The sequence below is a fragment of the Bacillus sp. SCT118 genome, assembly GCF_058566435.1.
Map to the genome: position 1 here is coordinate 1,947,093 of NZ_CP191225.1, position 20,156 is coordinate 1,967,248.

General features: G+C 42.7%; 22 protein-coding genes. 15 read left to right on the forward strand and 7 right to left on the reverse strand.

Translation table 11 applies throughout. The annotated features are described in order from the left end of the window. Positions 1 to 31: 31 nt before the first annotated feature. The gene (locus tag ACQVGT_RS10235; protein ID WP_015383886.1) at positions 32 to 1,522 is read right to left on the reverse strand and encodes a sodium:solute symporter family protein; all 1,491 of its coding nucleotides are present in this window, start codon (positions 1,520 to 1,522) and stop codon (positions 32 to 34) included. After that, complete coding sequence (locus ACQVGT_RS10240; RefSeq protein ID WP_015383885.1) at positions 1,522 to 1,722, reverse strand: DUF3311 domain-containing protein; 201 nt, start codon at positions 1,720 to 1,722, stop codon at positions 1,522 to 1,524. The genes ACQVGT_RS10235 and ACQVGT_RS10240 overlap by 1 nt, the downstream gene beginning before the upstream one ends. Before the next feature lie 183 nt (positions 1,723 to 1,905). On the opposite strand from ACQVGT_RS10240, the gene ACQVGT_RS10245 reads away from it, so the two are divergent. Together ACQVGT_RS10245 and ACQVGT_RS10250 are read left to right on the forward strand one after the other, a co-directional pair. After that, positions 1,906 to 2,817, forward strand: a complete 912-nt coding sequence (locus ACQVGT_RS10245; protein ID WP_015483343.1) for a ring-cleaving dioxygenase — start codon at positions 1,906 to 1,908, stop codon at positions 2,815 to 2,817. Positions 2,818 to 2,832: 15 nt separating this feature from the next. Next, entirely contained in the window at positions 2,833 to 3,435 is a 603-nt protein-coding gene (locus tag ACQVGT_RS10250; RefSeq protein ID WP_015383883.1) for an alpha/beta hydrolase, read from the forward strand. Between the two features lie 42 nt (positions 3,436 to 3,477). Here the strand turns inward: ACQVGT_RS10250 and ACQVGT_RS10255 are convergent, their stop codons facing one another. Further along, a complete protein-coding gene (locus tag ACQVGT_RS10255; RefSeq protein ID WP_014477092.1) occupies positions 3,478 to 4,086 on the reverse strand; it encodes a nitroreductase family protein in 609 nt (202 codons plus the stop codon). Between the two features lie 129 nt (positions 4,087 to 4,215). Between ACQVGT_RS10255 and yodB the strand changes: the two genes are divergently transcribed. Continuing rightward, positions 4,216 to 4,554, forward strand: coding sequence for a transcriptional regulator YodB (gene yodB / locus ACQVGT_RS10260; RefSeq protein ID WP_015483342.1), 339 nt, complete (start codon positions 4,216 to 4,218; stop codon positions 4,552 to 4,554). Positions 4,555 to 4,950: 396 nt separating this feature from the next. Here the strand turns inward: yodB and ACQVGT_RS10265 are convergent, their stop codons facing one another. After that, positions 4,951 to 5,340 (reverse strand): tautomerase family protein, encoded by a 390-nt coding sequence (locus tag ACQVGT_RS10265; protein ID WP_015383881.1) that lies wholly within the window; start codon positions 5,338 to 5,340, stop codon positions 4,951 to 4,953. A 364-nt stretch (positions 5,341 to 5,704) separates the two neighbouring features. On the opposite strand from ACQVGT_RS10265, the gene ACQVGT_RS10270 reads away from it, so the two are divergent. Beyond that, a complete protein-coding gene (locus ACQVGT_RS10270) occupies positions 5,705 to 7,039 on the forward strand; it encodes a gluconate:H+ symporter (protein WP_015383880.1) in 1,335 nt (444 codons plus the stop codon). An 84-nt stretch (positions 7,040 to 7,123) separates the two neighbouring features. Beyond that, on the forward strand, positions 7,124 to 7,360 hold the full coding sequence (locus ACQVGT_RS10275) for a hypothetical protein (RefSeq protein WP_015483340.1): 237 nt from the start codon (positions 7,124 to 7,126) through the stop codon (positions 7,358 to 7,360). A gap of 33 nt (positions 7,361 to 7,393) precedes the next feature. On the opposite strand, the gene ACQVGT_RS10280 is transcribed toward ACQVGT_RS10275, so the two are convergent. Then, positions 7,394 to 7,867, reverse strand: coding sequence for an Hsp20/alpha crystallin family protein (locus ACQVGT_RS10280; protein ID WP_015383878.1), 474 nt, complete (start codon positions 7,865 to 7,867; stop codon positions 7,394 to 7,396). Positions 7,868 to 7,965: 98 nt separating this feature from the next. Between ACQVGT_RS10280 and rarD the strand changes: the two genes are divergently transcribed. The 4 genes from rarD (at position 7,966) to bshB2 (ending at position 10,247) form a co-directional block, all read left to right on the forward strand. Next, a complete protein-coding gene (gene rarD / locus ACQVGT_RS10285; RefSeq protein ID WP_015383877.1) occupies positions 7,966 to 8,862 on the forward strand; it encodes an EamA family transporter RarD in 897 nt (298 codons plus the stop codon). Positions 8,863 to 8,937: 75 nt separating this feature from the next. After that, positions 8,938 to 9,216, forward strand: a complete 279-nt coding sequence (yoyC, locus tag ACQVGT_RS10290; RefSeq protein WP_015383876.1) for a protein YoyC — start codon at positions 8,938 to 8,940, stop codon at positions 9,214 to 9,216. Continuing rightward, entirely contained in the window at positions 9,213 to 9,563 is a 351-nt protein-coding gene (locus ACQVGT_RS10295; protein ID WP_003231213.1) for a YojF family protein, read from the forward strand. Before yoyC ends, ACQVGT_RS10295 begins: the two co-directional genes overlap by 4 nt. Positions 9,564 to 9,581: 18 nt before the next feature. Beyond that, positions 9,582 to 10,247: a bacillithiol biosynthesis deacetylase BshB2 gene (gene bshB2 / locus ACQVGT_RS10300; RefSeq protein WP_003231215.1), complete on the forward strand. Its 666-nt coding sequence runs from the start codon at positions 9,582 to 9,584 to the stop codon at positions 10,245 to 10,247. 25 nt (positions 10,248 to 10,272) lie between these two features. Here bshB2 and rsbRC read toward each other — a convergent pair whose 3' ends face one another. Beyond that, positions 10,273 to 11,121: an RsbT co-antagonist RsbRC gene (rsbRC, locus tag ACQVGT_RS10305; RefSeq protein WP_014480032.1), complete on the reverse strand. Its 849-nt coding sequence runs from the start codon at positions 11,119 to 11,121 to the stop codon at positions 10,273 to 10,275. Between the two features lie 15 nt (positions 11,122 to 11,136). Further along, a complete protein-coding gene (locus ACQVGT_RS10310) occupies positions 11,137 to 12,495 on the reverse strand; it encodes an MATE family efflux transporter (RefSeq protein ID WP_015383875.1) in 1,359 nt (452 codons plus the stop codon). Positions 12,496 to 12,760: 265 nt separating this feature from the next. Here ACQVGT_RS10310 and cdaS point away from each other — a divergent pair, with 265 nt between their 5' ends. From cdaS to ACQVGT_RS10340, 6 genes are all read left to right on the forward strand, one after another. Then, entirely contained in the window at positions 12,761 to 13,384 is a 624-nt protein-coding gene (gene cdaS / locus ACQVGT_RS10315) for a cyclic di-AMP synthase CdaS (protein ID WP_080030734.1), read from the forward strand. 236 nt (positions 13,385 to 13,620) lie between these two features. Continuing rightward, a complete protein-coding gene (locus ACQVGT_RS10320; protein WP_015383874.1) occupies positions 13,621 to 14,838 on the forward strand; it encodes a macrolide family glycosyltransferase in 1,218 nt (405 codons plus the stop codon). A 380-nt stretch (positions 14,839 to 15,218) separates the two neighbouring features. Next, positions 15,219 to 16,463 (forward strand): D-gamma-glutamyl-meso-diaminopimelic acid endopeptidase CwlS, encoded by a 1,245-nt coding sequence (cwlS, locus tag ACQVGT_RS10325; RefSeq protein ID WP_004399265.1) that lies wholly within the window; start codon positions 15,219 to 15,221, stop codon positions 16,461 to 16,463. A 92-nt stretch (positions 16,464 to 16,555) separates the two neighbouring features. Further along, positions 16,556 to 17,146, forward strand: a complete 591-nt coding sequence (locus ACQVGT_RS10330) for a superoxide dismutase family protein (protein WP_015251895.1) — start codon at positions 16,556 to 16,558, stop codon at positions 17,144 to 17,146. 63 nt (positions 17,147 to 17,209) lie between these two features. Continuing rightward, entirely contained in the window at positions 17,210 to 18,124 is a 915-nt protein-coding gene (locus tag ACQVGT_RS10335; RefSeq protein WP_010886530.1) for an AAA family ATPase, read from the forward strand. Between the two features lie 10 nt (positions 18,125 to 18,134). Next, on the forward strand, positions 18,135 to 20,051 hold the full coding sequence (locus ACQVGT_RS10340) for a nitric oxide reductase activation protein NorD (RefSeq protein WP_015483338.1): 1,917 nt from the start codon (positions 18,135 to 18,137) through the stop codon (positions 20,049 to 20,051). Positions 20,052 to 20,156 lie beyond the last annotated feature (105 nt).

Sequence of the window (20,156 nt, forward strand, 5' to 3'; positions counted from 1 at the left end):
AAACCATACGCGGCTGCCGCGTATGGTTTTTTTATGCACCCTTTTGATTTGGATTAGCGTCTTGTTTTTTGCCAAATAAACCTTCAATGACAGGATTGGATCCCGCGTTTTTAACGAACAGCGGATTCAGGATCACCACAGCGATCATGTTGGCGGCCAATCCCCAGAATCCTTCATAAATGCCATGTGCGGATTGAGTGGTATACACAATAAACGTAACCGCTAGGCCGACTAATAATCCGATAACTGTCGCTTCTTTCGTTTGGTTTTTCCAGAACAGGCTGACAGCGATCGCAGGGAAGATTTGCACCATACCGGATACACCTAATAGCTGGAGTGTCACTAAGGCAGTCGGGAACAGCATTCCAAACAGCAGCGCAAGACCGATGACAACAAAGACCATTGAACGTGTGACGAGGGTCAGCTTGCTTTGCGACACATTCGGATGAATCAAATCCCGGTATAGGTTGTTGGCGAATAAATTCGATGCGCCGATTGCCATAATGGAACAAGGTATTAATGAAGCAAGAGCGATAGTGGCATATGCAAAACCTTGTGCCACGCCGCCGTAAGATGTTTGAATCAAATGCAGCAGCGCCAGCCTTGGATTTGTATCTTCCGGCAGGACAAGAAAGGCGATAAAGCCAAGAAAAATAACCAAAATTAACACGATATTATAAAGCGGCAAAAACATGCTGTTTTTTCTTACTGCATCAGCGCTTTTCGCCGTGAAAACACCTGTAGCGGCATGTGCCCACATAAAAAGTGCCAGAGCGGAAACAATAGATGCTGTGATAAACCAAGGAATGCCTTTTGGCCCTTCTGCCGGTATCGTCAGCATTTGAGGCGCTTCCTTCACTAACGTGTCAATCATCGGTGTCCAGCCGTTAAAATGAATGAGAGGGAGGGACACCACCATAAACAGCATAATGACCCATACTAAAATGTCCTTAATGATGGCTGTATATGTAGGCCCTTTAATCCCGCTGAAGAATGTGTAAAGAGCAACAAGAATAAATGAAATGATCACAACGAATTTTACGTTAATATATCCGGTACCGGCAACCTGAAGCGTGTCTTGAATGCCGCTCAGCTGAAGGCATATGTACGGAATAAGCATGAGTACCCCAACGATGGCAACGAGGCTTGCCAAAAGCTTACTGTTAAAACGTTCCCGGGCATAATCCGCGAGTGTTGTTAATTTATGAATTTTCGCAACTTTCCAAAGTTTTGGCAAGAAGAAGTAGGCGATAAAGTAGGCCAACACAGAATAAGGAATGGCGAAAAATGCAACACTTCCGCCTGTAAAAGCAGTACTGGTCAACCCTAAGAAAGTATAGGCCGTATAAAGGTCAGCGCCTACTAAAAACCAGACGAGAAGACCGCCGAAGCGTCTGCCGCCGACAGACCATTCTTCCACAGAAGTGCGCGAGGATTTGTCTCTTCCGGCGAGAAAGCCGATACAGACAACGGTTAAAACAATAATAGAAGTAATGAGAAGTGCAGTCAGATTCCCTTGCATTATTCAAGTCCTCCATCTTTTTTTTGCATCTGATAAATGCCAAACGAGCATAACGGCGTAATAATAATCCACAACAGCAGCCAAAAGTGGAAAAACGGCAGGCCGAACATAATCGGTTCTTTTCGATTCACAAGCGGCAAAAGCGCGAGCTGAACGAATGGCAAAAGAATGAGAATAACAATAAGTGCTTTTTTAACCATTTACTTTCCTCCTGAAACATGATAATGCTCACTATAATAGCAGTTGTAAGAAAAGATCACAAGATAATTATTAGAAAAAAATGATTTTTTCAATTATTTAATCAAAACACATGGTTTGCATCCTTTTGAATAAAGGTTTAAAATAATGAATATCTTGAAATCGAGATAAATAGGAGTGAGAAAATGAAAACAGAAGGATTGCACCATGTCACAGCATTCGCCAGAGATCCGCAAGAAAACTTGCGATTTTATACAGAAGCGCTTGGACTCAGGCTTGTTAAAAAAACAGTAAACTTTGATGATCCCGGAACGTATCATTTTTACTTTGGGAATCAAAACGGAGATCCCGGTACAATAATGACCTTTTTTCCGTTCCAAGGAAGCGGACAGGGAACGGTAGGAAAAGGCCAAGCGGGCCGGGTGTACTTTTCAGTTCCCTCAGGCTCCCTGTCTTTTTGGAAGGAGCGTCTTGAGAAAAGCGAGCTGAGCCTAGAGGAAAAAACGTTGTTTGGTGAAAAAGGTCTTATTTTTGATGATACAGAAGACCTTCCGCTGGCGATCATGGAGGATGCGAAAAGCGGCAAAAGCGAGTGGACGCCTGACGGGATCACAACAAATGAAGCAATTACGGGAATGAAAGGTGTGCTGCTATATTCCTACGACCCGCAGGCGACCATACAATTGTTAACGGAAAGCCTTGGATATACCAAAGTGGCCGAAGAAGACCAGATTGTCAGACTGGCAACCTCAGCGGCCGTCGGCGGTGTCATTGATGTCCATTTACACCCTGAAAAAAGAGGAGTCGGAGGATATGGTACGGTACACCATGTAGCGTTTCGGACAAAGAAAAAGGAACAGGCGAAATGGCTGCCGATTATTGCTGAAAACCATCTGCCTTCGTCAGAAATTCTCGACAGGGAATACTTTACATCAGTTTATTTCAGGGAGAAAGGCGGTATCTTATTTGAAATTGCCACAGATGAACCGGGCTTTATGACAGATGAAACGTTTGCTGAGCTAGGGACTTCCTTAAAACTGCCTGAATGGCTGGAGAAACATAGACAACAAATTACAGACATTTTACCTGAACTTTAAAAGGGGGAATTTATAATGAAGCATATTTATGAAAAAGGAACATCTGACAACGTACTTTTGCTGTTGCATGGCACGGGCGGTAATGAACACGATCTGCTTTCATTGGGGCGGTTTATAGACCCTGATGCTCATTTGCTTGGTGTCAGAGGATCGGTGCTTGAAAATGGAATGCCGCGATTTTTCAAACGTCTGAGTGAAGGAGTTTTTGATGAAAAGGATCTTGTGGTGCGGACAAGAGAATTGAAAGATTTTATCGACGAGGCTGCAGAAACGCATCAGTTTAATCGCGACCGAGTGATTGCAGTCGGTTATTCAAACGGCGCAAACATTGCGGCAAGCCTGCTTTTTCATTATAAAGATGTGTTAAAAGGGGCTATTCTGCATCATCCAATGGTTCCGATTCGGGGTATCGAGCTGCCTGATATGGCAGGGCTCCCTGTTTTTATCGGTGCCGGGAAATACGATCCTCTTTGCACGAAGGAAGAATCAGAAGAGCTTTACTGCTATTTACGTGACAGCGGGGCATCAGCCTCTGTTTTCTGGCAGGACGGGGGCCATCAGCTGACTCAGCATGAAGCTGAACAGGCTCGTGAATGGTACAAAGAGGCGATTGTATAAAAAAACCTTAGTCCGGATTTCGGACTAAGGTTTTTCATATTCTTACAGCCAAGTTGATACTTTTGAAAGCGGCAGACGGTTGCTTTGATGTGCAGGCTTCACTGCTTTGCCGATTGAAATTAGCATAACCGGAACATAGCGCTCACTGATATCAAATTGCTTTTGGAACTGCTCTTTGTTAAATCCGCCGATTGCGCAAGTGTCATAACCTTTTGCTTTTGCGGCAATCATAAGCTGCATAGCAGCTAAAGAAGCATTTAAGAAAGCGGAATCACGTGCGAATTGCTCGCTTTGGTAAGCACCGTTGATTTGGCCGAGCAATGTTTGTTTGATTTCATCCGTAATATAGCCTTGGCTTGCTAATTCAGCATAAACTTCTTCACCGTTTTCATTTGCCTTTAAATCGCCTAAAATGGCAACAACAGCAGAAGACTCAACGATTTGTTTTTGATTATACGCTACAGGAAGAAGCTCCGCCTTTGATTCATCGCTGTGGAATACTGTAAAATGCCAATGCTGAAGGTTCCAAGCGGAAGGCGCTTTAGCGGCAAGGTCTAATAGCTCAGTCAGCTCCTCCTTAGAGATCGGGGCATTTGTATCATATTCCTTTACAGATGCACGTGCTTTTAAAACATCCAGAGTATTCGTCATAGTGTTTCCTCCTTCGGATAAACGTGGTATGATAATAGAAAAGTTAGAAGCTTACTAAATGTAACTTGAAAGATTATTGTAATGGATCATTGAATACATGTCAATCAATAGATGAAGGGATGAAGACTTGTGGGAAATACGATGTGCCCTAAAATGGAATCCGCATTTTCATTGCTGGGAAAACGATGGAACGGTCTGATCATCCATGTGCTAATGGATGGGCCGAAACGGTTTAAAGAGATAACGGAAACAATACCGATGATCAGCCAAAAAATGTTGGCAGAGCGCTTGAAGGAGCTTGAACAAAACGAGATTATCGAACGGCAGGTTCTCCCTGAAACGCCGGTCAAAGTCATCTACACGCTAACTGAAAAAGGAACAGCGCTTCAAGCTGTATTTCAAGAGATGCAGGCATGGGCCGATCAATTTTGCGAGCCTGGTGACACAGTGTGTGAAGAAGAGAAATAAGGAAAGCGGCACCTGAAAAAGAGCCTTTGTTTCCATGGTGAGTCATGTAAGTACGGTTCACACCCGTTTACATGACTTTTTATATTTGACAGACTGACATTTCCGGATTGGCAAAAGTGTCATGTTCATATGAAGGGGATATATAAAATAGGAAATGATCAATAAGTGTTATAGCATCCAGCCTGTTGTAAATGAGGATAATGATTTATCTTGTTATGCAAATCTTATTTTACGCCAAAACCCATTCATCTTCCAATTGGCATTTAAACCGGATCTAAAAGGAGATCCAGGTTTTTCGTATTGCTGGATGCTTCTATACTGATGACTTCCGCATTTATGAAAAGAAGAGAGAGCTTCTTTGGAGCTCTCTCTTCTTTTTTATGGGGAGACGAAATCTTATAGTTTTCCATTCAAAAATTGCGCCTCACCGAGACCGAAACTCCAGTCTGCGTCACCATTCTCAGTAATAGATACCATGAGGTCTTCAGGGGAAATTCCGCATTTTTCTTTTAGCCTTTCAGCAAGCAGAGCATACAATTTTTCCTTTTGGCTTTCGGTTCTTGCTTTGCTTGTCATGCTAATGATGACCAGGTCCTTGGTTCTCTGAAACCCTAATCCCGTATCTTGGATTATAAGCTCGTTTGCGGGATGCTGATGGACAATTTGATAACGGTCTCTTTCCGGAACACCAAACGCTTCAACCATCGCTTGGTGAGCAGTATCTAATAACAATTGCAGCGATTTTTCATCACGGCCCTCAATTACATCAAAACGCAATAATGGCATGTGTACTCCTCCTCTTGTGAAGTTGTTATCCGTCTGTTCTCATATTGTCTCATTTGCTTCCTGACTATGGATAAATATAATGATTGGCAGTCAACTTTAAAAAACATAACATATAACCAAAAGTTAATCAACATATAACTAATACATCATTGGGTTAGGCGGTAGATAATCGAGACAAGCTCATAAAAACGATTGACAGTCATTGATTAGGAGATTAGTATGAACATATTAGTTGATCAAAAGATAACAATCATATAACCAAGACGTTTTTAGTTATTAATGAAAACGTTTTCTGTTCATCTAGGCATGAAAAGCGCCAAAACATTGTCGCGAGAATCATATAAAACACTTTTGGAGGGGTACCATGCCGATTTTAATTGTAGCTGTCGGAGTGCTGATTCTGTTATTTCTCATTATTAAAGTAAAATTAAATACCTTTGTCTCACTGATTGTCGTTTCATTTTTAGTAGCCATCGGACTTGGAATGGATATCAATAAAATTGTTCTTTCAATTGAGACTGGAATTGGCGGGCAGCTGGGGCATTTAGCTTTAGTGTTTGGACTTGGCGCGATGCTCGGGAGGCTTGTCTCAGATGCTGGGGGCGGCTACCGGATTGCCATTACGCTGATTGATAAATTCGGGAAGGAACGAATACAGGCGGCGGTTGTGGTTGCCTCTTTTATCATCGGTATTGCGCTGTTTTTTGAAGTGGGTCTTGTTCTGTTGATACCGATTGTTTACGCGATTGCTAAAGAATTAAAAATGCCTTTTCTGTATCTGGGAATCCCGATGGCCGCCGCCTTAAATGTTACTCACGGATTTTTGCCCCCGCATCCTGCTCCAACTGCTATCTCAGTTGCATACGGTGCCCATATTGGCCAGGTGCTGCTTTTTGGAATCACTATCGCTGTTCCGACAACTGTGATTGCCGGGCCTTTATTTAATAAATTTGCGATGAAACGGTTTCCTGGTGCATATCAAAAGCATGGAAACTTATCGGGGTTAGGACCGAGGAAAGAATTTCAGCTGGATGAAACACCGGGCTTTGCGATCAGTGCTGTCACGTCTTTATTCCCGGTTATCTTTATGGCAATGGCAACAGTTTTTTCTTTATTATTGAGTGAACATTCAAAAGGAAAAGACATTATAGAATTTATCGGCACTCCGGGAACGGCAATGCTCATTTCGCTGTTGCTTGCACTCTATACGATGGGATATGCCCGTAAAATATCTATGCAGGAAATTAGCAGATCTATTTCAGAATCAATTTCGCAAATTGCGATGATGCTGCTCATCATAGGAGGGGGAGGAGCGTTTAAACAGGTGCTGATTGACGGCGGGGTCGGCGATTATGTCGCTGATTTTTTCCGTCAAACAAACATGTCGCCGCTATTCGTTGCATGGACCATCGCCGCGGTTCTGCGTCTGTGTCTAGGCTCTGCTACCGTGGCTGCGCTTACCACCGCGGGAATGGCAGCTCCGCTTATGGAGGCTGGCAGTGTAAACCCCGCGTTAATGGTGCTTGCAACAGGAGCCGGCAGTGTCATTGCGTGTCATGTAAATGATGCAGGATTTTGGATGGTAAAGGAATTTTTCGGCTTGAGCATGAAAGAAACATTTCAAACCTGGACGCTGCTTACAACAGTTCTTTCGGTTACAGGGCTAGGCTGTGTGTTATTGGCAGGGCTTGTGATGTAACAATCATAGACAGTCCGTAGCCCAATCGTTTTTCTTCTTTGTTGAATACTTTACGTATAGGCAGACATAAAGGAGGAAAAAATCATGTACCCTCATCATTCGTATTATCGCGGAATCCCAAGTCCAGCCGGATATCCGGCGCGTAGTCCTTTTTTGTTTGGCGCTCCTCTAGTCGGCGGTTTATTAGGCGGTTTTCTCGGGAGTGCGCTGTTTAACTATTCTCGTCCCTATGCCTATCCTCCTGGCCCTTATGGATACGGAGGCGGACCGTACGGTTTTGGTGCCGGCGGGCCATACGGGGGATATCCCGGCTTCTATTAATAAAAACGGCCTGCATCGATTGCAGGCCGTTTTTTATCGGATGATTTCTACCTCGGACATATTGTAGTCTTGCTGCTTTTGAAACATGACTTCCAGAAGGCCATCCTTATAGACGGCTTTTGTTCCTTTGCGTTTGACTAAACAAGGAAGGTTTACTTTTTTCGGATGATCTGCTCTTGGGAAGTTTTCCAACCATAATTCGTGAGATGTGTGTTTGATTCTCACTTGTTCCAGCCATTCTTCGCTGATTGGCACCTTTACAAACACATGGTCTGCAGTTTCGAATATATCAATATCAGGTTTGACATCAGGTTTTGCATCAGGTTTGGCGGGCTGTTCTTTTTGGGGGAGAGGATCGCGGAAAGGAAATTGAGCCGCATAATCACTGCCGAACACACTTTCCATCACACGATTGACATACGTTTCAACTTCTTTCGGATCAGCTTTTTTTAATGCTTCTTTAGAAAATTGATTGTGGAAAGGAAAGTACTTGTTCCACTCAAACATTGTCTTCACATCCTTTCTTCACGGACAAAATAGTATATGCCCGCCAGATCTTTCACGTGATATAATATAAGATGCTCTAAAGAAAGGCAGGGATATAAATGCAATATTCAGAAACAAAAAAAGGCGTTATTTACACAGCCGTTTCCTTTATCATGTGGGGCCTGTTTCCGCTCTATTGGAAGCTTCTCGAACAGCTGCCGGCTCTTGATATTTTGGCTCATCGTATTATATGGTCTTTTGTTTTTATGTGTATCGTACTTTTTTTCTTGCGGCAATGGAAAATAGGATGGCAGGAGCTGCGCTCTCTGAAAAAGAACGGAGGGATCCTCTCTTTATTTCTTGCCTCTATCCTGATTTCGATCAACTGGTTTGTATACATATGGGCTGTCAACCATGGCTTTTTGCTTGAGGCTAGTCTTGGCTATTACATTAATCCGCTTGTATCAGTGCTCCTTGGGATTTTATTTTTAAAGGAAAAACTGAATCGCCTGCAATTAGTGGCCGTTTCGATTGCGGCAGCCGGTGTCATCATCTCGGCGTTCCAATACGGCTCCATTCCTTATGTTGCGCTTCTGCTGGCATTCAGTTTTGGGCTATACGGGTTAAGCAAAAAAAGAACAAGCCTGCCGAGCGCCATCGGCTTAACGCTGGAAACATTCATGATTATGCCCATTGCATTGGGGTATTTGCTGTTCAGCGGACATGTTCAGCCAGCGGGTGCAGAAAGCGGAGGGACGTGGCTGCTTCTCTTTTTGGCCGGTGTGTTTACGGCTTTGCCGCTCTTATTGTTTGCGGAAGGAGCGAAACGGCTGCCGCTGTATCAAGTCGGTATCTTACAATATATTGCGCCGACCATTACCCTGCTGATCGGGCTGTTTGTTTACCATGAGCCATTTTCAAGCTCGAAGGCTTTTACATTCAGCTGTATATGGGCTGCGCTGCTCTTGTTTACGTTTTCACAAGTGAAGTGGAAACGGGCGTCAAAAAGCCATTGAGGCCTTTGGCTTTTCAGCTGATGCATATATTATGTATAATCATTTCATGTATGTAAGACATAAAGGAGCAAGACGATGGACAATGATAAAGAGATAGTGAAAGCCTATGCTTCACTTTGGAATAACCGATCTCTCGCACATAATGACGCAGAAGCGGTAGCAGAGGCGATTGATCTTGAGCTCTTGGATAGACGAACACATCCAAGACTCCGAAAACCGATGCTGGAAAAATATTTTGCCGCGATTCAGCGCATTGTGAATTCACAGCTCGAACCGGCTGTGAAATATCAGCTGGTCAAATTACATACAGAACGTGCAGAGTATTTAAAAGAAGAAAGAGGGGAGCAATCATGAAAGCGATCATAAAAGAAGATGTGCAAGCATCTTTAGAACGATATGCGGACCGCCCTGTATATATCCATTTAGAAACCACCACAGGTTCTTATTCAGCGCATTTAAATGAAAAGAACATGACAGTTGTTGCGTATATCCGCAATGCAAAAGTCACTTATCATCAGGCAAAAATCAAAGGTAACGGGCCTTACCGCGTTGGCTTGAAAACAGAAGAAGGCTGGATTTATGCTGAAGGCTTGACTGAATACACGGTAGATGAAGAAAACCGTTTATTAATGGCGGGACATCTGCCGGGCGGTAAACTGGCTATTTCTCTGCAAATCAGCGAAAAACCGTTCACAGTTTAAAGAAAAGGGTGAATAATAATGAAAGAACATGTACTAGTAATCCTGCCTCACCCTGATGATGAATCATATGGAGTGGCAGGTCTAATTGCCTTAAACAGAAAAAAAGACATTCCCGTTACGTATGCCTGCGCCACTTTAGGTGAAATGGGCAGAAATATGGGCGATCCATTTTTCGCTAATCGTGAAACGTTGCCGCTGCTAAGAAAACAAGAGCTCATCAACGCTTGCAAAGAAATGGATATCAATGACCTTCGTATGCTTGGACTCCGTGACAAAACGCTCGAATTTGAAGACGATGAGTATTTAGCTGATATCATGGAAGAGATCATAGATGATGTAAAACCAAGTTTAATTGTCACATTTTATCCCGGACACGGTGTGCACCCTGACCATGATGCATGCGGGGAAGCGGTTATCCGTGCATTATATCGCAAAAAGAAAGAAGACCGTCCGCGTACAATCTGCATGGCCATTACCCGCAACAGAGAAGAGGTTCTCGGCGAAGCTGATGTCGTACTTGATATCAAAGAAGTAGCTGATATTAAAATGAATGCGTTAAGAGCTCACCGCACACAAACAGAAGGCATGCTCAGAGAGCTTGAAGAGAAATTGAAAAATAATGAACCTGTTATGGCAACATGGTTTGAAGAAGAAATATATTGGACGTATCAATGGAATGATTAATCAAAAAGGTATAAGGCCTTAAGCCTTATACCTTTTTTAATTTTAAGTCCGATGCAATTGCTGAAGCGAGAGTGGATCTCAAGGAAATACCTTCGAAAGACAAACCTAGCTGAACCGCTGTTTGCGCGATTTCCGGACGGATTCCAGACAAAGTTGAAGAAACACCGATTAAACGAAGCGCCTCAATCAGACTGAACAGCTGATGGGCAACCATCGTATCAATCACAGCTACTCCTGACAAATCAATATACAGTTGTGTCACCTTTTTTTTCGCACATTGATGCAGTGTGTTTTCCATAATCAGCTTGGCGCGGACTGTATCAATATCTCCGATTAAAGGCAGCAGTCCGACGCTGTGAAACAGCACGATGACCGGAGCGCTCAATTCAGTAATCATATCTTTTTGGGCCTGAAGCTGAAGGCTTGTGTTTTTGTACATTTCTTCTATAAAAATATGAATCACAAGATCAAACGCTTTTATAAGGGCGTGATACAGGTCTTCGGCTTCTTCGCTTTTCACAGTATCCTGATTGAGATGGACAAATTCTTTCACATAGGAAACATATAAATCTCTCACTCTGACAAACTCCCGAATAATATAGTGGATAGGAGTTTTTAAATGCTCTTGATCCTGTGTGACTTCAAAGGCCCATTCTTTCAGTATAGGCAAGTATACGTCCTCATCATCTATAAAAATACGGTTTATTTTATAGTTAAAGGCAAGATTCTGGCTCTTTAAATTGTGAATGACAACAGGGTCTGTTGAGGCATAAATGGAATTGGGATCAGTCTCCTCGATTGTTTCATACCACGTTGAACTGATGGTTTCCGCATGCTGGGAAAGATACTCGAATAATTTTTTGTTTTTTGCCATGATTGATCACCTCTTTTAAATGTGTTGTTTTTGAGAATAACGTTTTTGCAGTTTTGCCAGCCTGAAAAACAGCCCAACTGCTCCGGCGGCGAGTCCTGCTATTAATCCAATCCAATAGCCGAATGCACCGAGGCTTGTAAACGTACCGACCATATAACCGACCGGAAGGCCAATGACCCAGTAAGAGACAAAAGCGGCCGCAAGCGTATAGTTCACATCTTTGTACCCTCTGAGTGCTCCCTGGATCGGTGCGGCAACAGCATCGGAAAGCTGAAAAAATAGCGCATAAATTAAAAAGTGCTGTGTCAGCCGGAGCACATCGGGGTCAGAGGTGTACATGCCCGCAATTTGCTCTCTGAATAAAAGGATACAGGCGGCAGTGAACAAAGAAAAGCCGATCGCCATCATGATGCCGATTAAGCTATATGAGCGTGCATCCTTAAAACGGGCTGCACCAGCTTCAAACCCGACAACAATTGTTAAAGCCATGGATACGCTGAGCGGCAGCATATATAAAAGAGACGCAAAATTCATGGCTGCCTGGTGGGACGCGATGGTCACTGTATGAAAATGGCTCATGAGAAGCGTGACAGCTGCGAAAATGCTCGTTTCAAAAAACACGGCGAACCCAATAGGCAGCCCGATTTTGAGCAAGTTTTTGCATGCTTTCCAAGAGAACTTATACATGGTAAGGAAAATCCCATATTCAGAAAACGGTGCGTTTTTATGAATAATGAAAAAACTGATGATGCAGATACACCAATAAGTTAACGCGGATGCCAGCCCCGCGCCGACACCCCCAAGTGCCGGCATTCCGAACTTCCCGAAGATAAATACATAATTCAATACAAAATTGATCGGAAGAGAACTGAGTGTAATCATCATGGTGACTCTCGTTTTTCCTAATGAGTCGATGAATGATCTCAACACGGTGTAAACAAATAAAGGGAAAATTCCCAGTGATAAAAAGCCTAAAAAGTGTTTAGCAATCTGATGCACGTGAATATCAAGGTTCAATCGGCCAAGAATAAGGTCAACTGCAGCATATCCAATCACTAAAACGGCGATGCTAAGAAGCGCGGCCACGTATACAGCCTGTAAAACAGTAAAGGGGATCTTCTGTTTTTTCTCGGCGCCTAATAACTGAGCGACAATCGGGGTGACCGCCATTAATATACCTGCCAGTCCTGTGTAAACAGGGGTCCAAAGGCTTGAGCCAATCGCGACACCCGCTAAATCAGCGGGGCTGACTTTCCCTGACATCACCGTATCTAGAAAAGTCATTAGAGAAAGCCCCGCTTGGGTAATGAATATCGGTATTAAAATGTGCAAAAGCTGTTTGATTTTTTCCCGGGCGTTTTGAGTTTCTATCATACATTGATCTCCGTTTCTTTTTCATAACGAGAGAAATTATAACATTTTATGTATAAAAAGCAATGAACGCCGGGCCTATTCTTTTTTTGTCGGTTTCGTTTTTCTAAACATTTGGGCATAAATAAAAGAAAGCGAAATCACGCCTAAAAAGGTGCAAATATACTGAATGATTCTTTCGATTTCCATTCTTTACATCCCTCCTTTACCAATAGAATGTGCATCAATAAGATAAGCATTCGTGAAAAGTTGGAAATTTGAACAGGAGATGAAGGCTATGCGCTATGAGCAGATATCAGAAAATGCGTTCAAGGGGAAAATACAGGTGTACTTAGAGCAAATATTAGGTGATGCATCTCTAATCTTGAAAACGCTTCACGAAAAAGACCAGTGCCTTCTTTGTGAATTAGATGATTTGGGGCACGTTTTTCAGGACATGCAGGGGATTGCATCCTCCTTTTATTTGCAATCATACATTGAGGAATTTACGCCGGCATTTATTGAGCTGGCCAAGGCGATTAAAGCCTTATCGGAACATAAGCATGGAGCTTTAATTGTGATTGAAAGAGCAGACCCGGTTGAACATTTTATTCAAAAAGGCACCTCCCTACACGCCGAGATCAGCTCTTCATTAATTGAAAGCATCTTTTTTCCCGGAAACCCTCTTCATGACGGCGCTTTATTGGTGAGGGAAAATAAACTTGTGTCAGCAGCCAATGTGCTCCCTTTGACGACGAAGGAAGTGGATATCCATCTGGGAACCCGGCACCGGGCGGCTCTTGGTATGTCGGGATATACGGATGCACTGGTGCTCGTGGTTTCAGAGGAAACAGGGAAGATGTCGTTTGCCAAAGACGGTGTATTATATCCGTTAATTTCACCAAGAACGTAAAAATAATAAAAAGGGCCTGATTAAGAATCCTATCATGAGACAAAATGACTGAATTCGCATCTTTATTAAAGCATTCGCTTCAAGCTGAATGCTTTTTGTCTTGAAGACAGGAAATATAAACTGGTAGAAAAGTTATATGTGATGAATATTAATTAAGTGAAATACTTTACCTGTTTATGTATTTATAGTACCGTATAGAATATTACATAAATTTTTAAAGGAAGGGTGGCTGCCGCATGGCTAATGTATTAATGATCGGTTTCCCCGGTGAAGGGCATATTAATCCATCTATCGGTGTGATGAAGGAGCTGAAATCCCGGGGAGAAAACATTACGTACTACGCAGTGAAGGAATATAAAGAAAAAATCACAGCTCTTGATATAGAGTTTCGTGAGTATCATGATTTCAGGGGAGATTACTACGGGAAAAACGCAACCGGCGATGAAGAAAGAGATTTCACAGAAATGCTCTGCGCTTTTTTGAAAGCCTGTAAGGATATCGCGACTCATATTTATGAGGAAGTCAAACATGAATCGTATGATTACGTCATATATGATCACCATCTTCTCGCGGGTAAAGTCATTGCCAACATGCTGAAGCTGCCAAGATTTTCATTGTGTACAACCTTTGCGATGAATGAGGAATTTGCGAAGGAAATGATGGGAGCGTACATGAAAGGATCACTTGAAGATTCGCCTCATTATGAATCATACCAGCAGCTTGCAGAAACGTTAAATGCTGATTTTCAAGCAGAGATCAAGAAGCCATTTGATGTTTTTTTAGCTGATGGTGACTTGACAATCGTCTTTACATCAAGGGGATTTCAGCCACTGGCTGAGCAATTTGGCGAGCGATATGTATTTGTCGGTCCTTCCATTACAGAAAGAGCCGGAAACAATGATTTCCCATTTGATCAGATTGACAATGAAAACGTGCTGTTTATTTCAATGGGAACCATTTTTAATAATCAAAAGCAGTTTTTTAATCAATGCCTTGAAGTGTGTAAGGACTTTGACGGTAAAGTTGTGCTCTCCATCGGCAAGCATATTAAAACAAGTGAGTTAAACGACATTCCGGAGAATTTCATTGTACGCCCGTATGTCCCTCAGCTTGAGATATTGAAAAGAGCCAGCTTATTTGTGACCCATGGCGGAATGAACAGTACAAGTGAAGGTTTGTATTTTGAAACCCCGCTCGTTGTCATTCCGATGGGAGGCGACCAATTTGTTGTCGCAGATCAGGTGGAAAAAGTCGGTGCAGGAAAAGTGTTAAAAAAAGAAGAATTATCTGAAAGCCTTCTGAAAGAGACGATACAAGAAGTAATGAATAATCGTTCGTATGCTGAAAAGGCAAAAGAAATTGGACAATCACTGAAAGCGGCAGGCGGCTCTAAAAAAGCGGCCGATAGCATTCTTGAAGCTGTAAAACAAAAAACTCAATCAGCAAATGCATAGTGTAAAAGCCTGTTCTTATCGAAAGAACAGGCTTTTTGCCATTTCATAAGAATGCAGAGGAAGGGATTTGACACGCCGATAGAGAATTGATTAGAAAAATAGACAAGAAAGGAGGAGAAACTGCTTCGTTCATCAATAGAAAACCATCATTTTTACCCTCGCTTAAATAGTTCCTTAGACTTTCGAAAAACATATCCTCCTTATGTAAAATGTGAGGTGTTTATTTAAAGGTTAAAAGGTCGAATGATGCTGAAAATGCTGCCAAATGTTTGAAAAGGGTTTAACTTGCTGAAAAATTGACGATAAAACAGTTGTGTGCCATTTTTGGAAACAAAATACTAGCTGTTTTTGCAAAAAAAACAGTTTAGGAGGTTGAATGAATGAAAAAGAAGATTGTAGCCGGTTTGGCTGTTTCTGCAGTTGTTGGGTCGTCGATGGCCGCAGCACCCGCGGAAGCAAAAACGATAAAAGTAAAAAGCGGTGACTCTCTTTGGAAACTTTCCCGCCAGTATGATACGACAATATCAGCTCTGAAATCCGAAAACAAATTGAAATCAACAGTGCTTTATGTCGGACAAAGCCTTAAGGTTCCTGAAAGCAGCAAAAAAAGCACGACATCCCCATCTAACTCAAGCAAAACATCAACATACACAGTTGCATATGGTGATTCCCTATGGATGATTGCTAAAAATCATAAAATGAGTGTTTCTGAGCTTAAAAGCTTAAACAGCCTGAGCAGTGACCTGATTCGTCCGGGGCAAAAGCTTAAGATCAAAGGGACAAGCAGTTCAAGCGGATCAAATGGATCAAAGAAAAACAGCGGTTCCAATTCTTCAGGTTCTTCAAAAAGTACATATACGGTTAAGCTTGGTGACTCACTGTGGAAAATCGCAAACAGCTTAAATATGACTGTAGCTGAATTAAAAACCTTAAATGGCTTAACATCAGATACACTTTATCCTAAACAAGTGCTCAAAATAAAAGGAAGCAGTTCACCTAAGAACGGAAACAGCGGTTCCAAAAAGCCGTCAAACTCCAATCCCTCAAAAACAACGACGTACAAGGTAAAAGCAGGCGATTCGCTGTGGAAAATTGCAAATCGGCTCGGAGTCACTGTCCAAAGCATCCGTGATAAAAACAATTTATCATCGGATGTGCTGCAAATCGGGCAGGTTCTGACTATTTCGGGAGCATCAAAATCTAATCCTTCAAATCCGACAAAGCCAACAAAGCCAAAAGATAACTCAGGGTCAAACATTCAAATAGGTTCGAAGATTGACAGAATGATAACGGAAGCGAAAAAATATGTCGGAGTGCCTTACCGATGGGGCGGAAACACGCCTGCCGGTTTTGATTGCAGCGGCTTCATTTATTACCTCATTAATAATGTATCATCTATATCAAGATTGAGTACGGCAGGATATTGGAATGTCATGCAGAAAGTCAGCCAGCCGTCAGTAGGAGACTTTGTCTTCTTTACCACATATAAATCCGGCCCGTCTCACATGGGGATTTATCTAGGCGGCGGTGATTTTATTCATGCAAGCTCATCGGGCGTCGACATTTCCAATCTCAGCAATTCGTATTGGAAACAGCGGTACTTGGGCGCAAGAAGTTATTTTTAAAAATGAGTATGACAAAAAGCCTTTTATAGGCTTTTTTGTTTATACCAGACCATGATTGACCACACTGTTAGAAAAAACAAGGGGGAGACAGTATGTACCGTCTCTTGCTGTTGATGATGCTGACGGCACTGGGAGTTGCCGGATGCGGACAAAAAAAACCTCCAGACCCTCCTAACCGGGTGCCGGAAAAAAAAGTGGTTGAAACGTCAGCGTTTGGTCATCATGTCCAGCTGGTCAATCGTGAAGGGAAAGCAGTCGGTTTTATAGAGATCAAAGAATCAGATGATGAAGGCCTCGATATTCATATTTCCGCAAACAGCCTGCGTCCAGGTGCTTCTCTCGGTTTTCATATTTATGAGAAAGGTTCTTGTGTCAGGCCAGATTTTGAATCAGCGGGCGGTCCCTTTAATCCACTGAACAAAGAACACGGCTTCAACAATCCGATGGGGCATCATGCCGGAGATCTGCCGAACCTTGAAGTCGGTGCTGATGGAAAGGTAGATGTCATTATGAATGCGCCTGACACTTCACTGAAAAAAGGAAGTAAACTAAATATTCTCGACGAGGACGGAAGTGCATTTATTATTCATGAACAAGCCGACGATTATCTGACAAACCCAAGCGGCAATTCCGGTGCGCGTATTGTCTGCGGAGCCCTTTTGGGAAATAACGAGAAGCAGTAATATCATCCAAGCCCTTTTGTATTGAGCATACAGGGGCTTTTTTAGTATACTCGTTAATGGAATATGAATAGGAAAGGGAATCTGTCTATGACAACTCAACTACAGCACTTAACATTGCCGGAAGATATACAACAAAAGCTTTTATCATATAAAGAGCAGCCTATTTCCCCAGAGTTTCAATCGCTTATAGGAACATCAGGCTATGAGGCGGAGGATGAAGCCATTTTATTTGACGCTATTATTGCATTAGCCATGGGAAAAAATGTCCTGCTGAAAGGGCCTACAGGTTCAGGAAAAACAAAGCTGGCAGAAACATTGTCCAGCTATTTTCATAAACCGATGCACAGCGTCAACTGTTCAGTCGACTTGGACGCTGAGGCATTGGTCGGTTATAAAACGATTGAAAATCAATCTGGCCAGGCGACAATCGAGTTTGTTTCAGGACCTGTTACAAAGGCAATGAAGGAAGGCCATTTTCTTTATATAGATGAAATCAATATGGCGAAGCCGGAAACACTGCCTATTTTAAACGGTGTATTAGATTACAGAAAAATGATGACAAATCCGTTTACAGGCGAGGTCATACGGGCTAAAAGCGGTTTCGGAGTCATTGCAGCCATCAATGAAGGCTATGTCGGAACTGTTCCTCTGAATGAAGCGTTGAAAAACCGTTTTGTCATCATTGATGTGCCTTATATTAAAGGCGAGCTGCTGAAACAAGTGCTCATGTCTCAGTCAGCCTTGAAAGACGAGAAATTGATTGACAGATTTATCACGCTTTCCTCTGACTTGATCGTTCAGGCCAATAACGGACAGGTGTCTGAAGAAGCGGCATCCATCAGAGCTTTAATCGATACATGTGATTTAGCTGCTTATATTCCGCCGCGTCGTGCCATTGAGCGGGGAATTGTAGAAAAGCTTGATGATGATCGGGAAAAAGCGGCCGTCCGAAATATTGCAGAAACTCTGTTTGAATGAGGGGGCTGCGATGAAATTTATCAAATTTAACGACAGCACGATTGATTCATTTTTATTTATGATGCTGACTGATTTGGCCAAAACACTCACCAAGAGTGAAGCGGTAGAAGTGGAGTATGGCGTTCAGTCCTATTACAATCCATTTGAAAAGAAAATCTATATGAGCCACTTTTGGAAAGACAGGGCAGCTGAGGACATGGAAGCGGGTCTGAAAAGCGACGTCTACCTGCGTTCAGTCGGAACAAGATATAGCTCGCTGCATGAGTATTCGAACTTTTTGAATGATATCCATCGCCATCTTACGTTTAAAAGTTTTGCCAAGCAGCTCTTTATGCTGCTTGAAGACATTAGAATCGAAGAATGCATCAAACGTGAGCGCCCGGGTACGAAACAAGTATTTGCGAAGCGAAAAGACATGTACAGAAAACATTTCTCAACTCAGCTGACCTTAAATTTGGAACGAAGCATTTTTACCGATGCGCTCTTTTGCGCGATCTATGTCAAGCTCACAGCGGAATCGCCGCTTGAGACCCTTCCGTCCATGCGTGAAGATATCGATCTGATGCGCCCGTTTATTGAGCAGCAGCTCTTGCGTGTGTATGAAGCAGATTCGACACGGCAGGTTCTGAAAATTGTTGAGGACCTCATGGATGGGCTTGAAGAGGTGCTCGATAAAGACATGTTGAACACCTACTTCTTTTTGCCTGAGCTTGACTACGCAAAAGCTGCAGAACAGCCGTTATTTGAAGAAGAGAAAAAAGCGCCGAAGCTGAGTGATGACATCACGCTTCCAAAACAATCAGACGGTGATGAGGATATCCATGAAGAAGAAATGCCGACATGGCACCGGGAAACAGAAGCACCGTCTAAAAGCTTCCTTCAATTTGATATTGAACACGGCGCAAAATCAGATTTAGGAAAAGATGCTTCAAGGGAAGGCGACGATGGAGATCAGGCCCTTGGCTCTGTTCAAGGATCAGCCAGACAAACGAAACGGAAAGACTATTCCAAGCTGGAAGCGCTGGAGTCCCAAAAAGACCAGCCGAACGGAGCGGGTATGGCTGACGGCAAAGAAAATAAATATGCATTTCCAATTTATAAAGAACCGCAGCCGGCAACCAGTGAAGAAGAGCTTTCTTATAAACAGCAGGCAAAAACGATTGAATCGTATCAAAAGCGTTTGAAACAAATGATTCAAAAAACGCTGGAGCATAAAAAAACATTGCCGAGAACAGACCTTCATGCCGGGAGACTGAACAATAAGCTTCTTCGTTACTTCACTGAGCGAAATCCGCGCCTGTTCTACAAAAAGCAAGAACCGTCTTCAGAAATCGACGCAGTTTTTACATTGCTGGTCGATTGTTCAGCCAGCATGTTCGACAAAATGGACGAAACAAAACGAGGGATCGTGCTGTTTCACGAAGCGTTGAAATCGGTAGCGGTTCCGCATCAGATTGTCGGTTTCTGGGAGGACACAAATGATGCGACCGAAACAAGCCAGCCAAACTATTTCAATACGGTTATTCCCTTCCAATCATCATTAAGACAAGAATCTGGACCGGCGATTATGCAGCTTGAGCCAGAGGAAGATAACCGTGACGGGTACGCAATTAGGCAGATGACGAAAAAAATGCTGCACCGCAGCGAGGCGCAAAAGTTCTTAATTGTTTTCTCAGATGGAGAGCCGGCCGCATTTGGCTACGAACAAAATGGGATCGTCGATACAAGTGAGGCGGTTATCGAAGCCCGAAAAAGAGGAATAGAAGTGATAAATGTTTTTCTCTCCAACTCAGAAATAGAAGAATCGCAAATGAAGACGATCCAGGATATGTACGGAAAATTCAGTATATTTGTCCCGGATGTTGATCAGCTACCGGATGTTTTGTATCCGCTGCTGAAAAAACTGCTTCATAAAAGCATAGGATAGCCCTTAATCCTATGCTTTTTGGCGTTTGTTTTTTCGAATGATTAAATTTTTTGTTTTTTATAAAGGTTTTTTACTATTTTGTGAACAATCAAGGTAGAATCAAAT

Excerpts from the sequence above, each read along its gene's own strand:
- ACQVGT_RS10320 (WP_015383874.1), top strand. The coding sequence starts at position 13,621 with ATGGCTAATGTATTAATGATCGGTTTCCCCGGTGAAGGGCATATTAAT.
- ACQVGT_RS10330 (WP_015251895.1), top strand. The coding sequence starts at position 16,556 with ATGTACCGTCTCTTGCTGTTGATGATGCTGACGGCACTGGGAGTTGCC.
- ACQVGT_RS10280 (WP_015383878.1), bottom strand. The coding sequence starts at position 7,867 with ATGTTTGAGTGGAACAAGTACTTTCCTTTCCACAATCAATTTTCTAAA.
- ACQVGT_RS10250 (WP_015383883.1), top strand. The coding sequence starts at position 2,833 with ATGAAGCATATTTATGAAAAAGGAACATCTGACAACGTACTTTTGCTG.
- ACQVGT_RS10275 (WP_015483340.1), top strand. The coding sequence starts at position 7,124 with ATGTACCCTCATCATTCGTATTATCGCGGAATCCCAAGTCCAGCCGGA.
- rsbRC (WP_014480032.1), bottom strand. The coding sequence starts at position 11,121 with ATGGCAAAAAACAAAAAATTATTCGAGTATCTTTCCCAGCATGCGGAA.
- ACQVGT_RS10245 (WP_015483343.1), top strand. The coding sequence starts at position 1,906 with ATGAAAACAGAAGGATTGCACCATGTCACAGCATTCGCCAGAGATCCG.
- rarD (WP_015383877.1), top strand. The coding sequence starts at position 7,966 with ATGCAATATTCAGAAACAAAAAAAGGCGTTATTTACACAGCCGTTTCC.
- cdaS (WP_080030734.1), top strand. The coding sequence starts at position 12,761 with ATGAAGGCTATGCGCTATGAGCAGATATCAGAAAATGCGTTCAAGGGG.
- cwlS (WP_004399265.1), top strand. The coding sequence starts at position 15,219 with ATGAAAAAGAAGATTGTAGCCGGTTTGGCTGTTTCTGCAGTTGTTGGG.
- bshB2 (WP_003231215.1), top strand. The coding sequence starts at position 9,582 with ATGAAAGAACATGTACTAGTAATCCTGCCTCACCCTGATGATGAATCA.
- ACQVGT_RS10235 (WP_015383886.1), bottom strand. The coding sequence starts at position 1,522 with ATGCAAGGGAATCTGACTGCACTTCTCATTACTTCTATTATTGTTTTA.
- ACQVGT_RS10310 (WP_015383875.1), bottom strand. The coding sequence starts at position 12,495 with ATGATAGAAACTCAAAACGCCCGGGAAAAAATCAAACAGCTTTTGCAC.
- ACQVGT_RS10240 (WP_015383885.1), bottom strand. The coding sequence starts at position 1,722 with ATGGTTAAAAAAGCACTTATTGTTATTCTCATTCTTTTGCCATTCGTT.
- ACQVGT_RS10265 (WP_015383881.1), bottom strand. The coding sequence starts at position 5,340 with ATGCCATTATTGCGTTTTGATGTAATTGAGGGCCGTGATGAAAAATCG.
- ACQVGT_RS10335 (WP_010886530.1), top strand. The coding sequence starts at position 17,210 with ATGAATAGGAAAGGGAATCTGTCTATGACAACTCAACTACAGCACTTA.
- ACQVGT_RS10295 (WP_003231213.1), top strand. The coding sequence starts at position 9,213 with ATGAAAGCGATCATAAAAGAAGATGTGCAAGCATCTTTAGAACGATAT.
- ACQVGT_RS10270 (WP_015383880.1), top strand. The coding sequence starts at position 5,705 with ATGCCGATTTTAATTGTAGCTGTCGGAGTGCTGATTCTGTTATTTCTC.
- ACQVGT_RS10340 (WP_015483338.1), top strand. The coding sequence starts at position 18,135 with ATGAAATTTATCAAATTTAACGACAGCACGATTGATTCATTTTTATTT.
- ACQVGT_RS10255 (WP_014477092.1), bottom strand. The coding sequence starts at position 4,086 with ATGACGAATACTCTGGATGTTTTAAAAGCACGTGCATCTGTAAAGGAA.
- yoyC (WP_015383876.1), top strand. The coding sequence starts at position 8,938 with ATGGACAATGATAAAGAGATAGTGAAAGCCTATGCTTCACTTTGGAAT.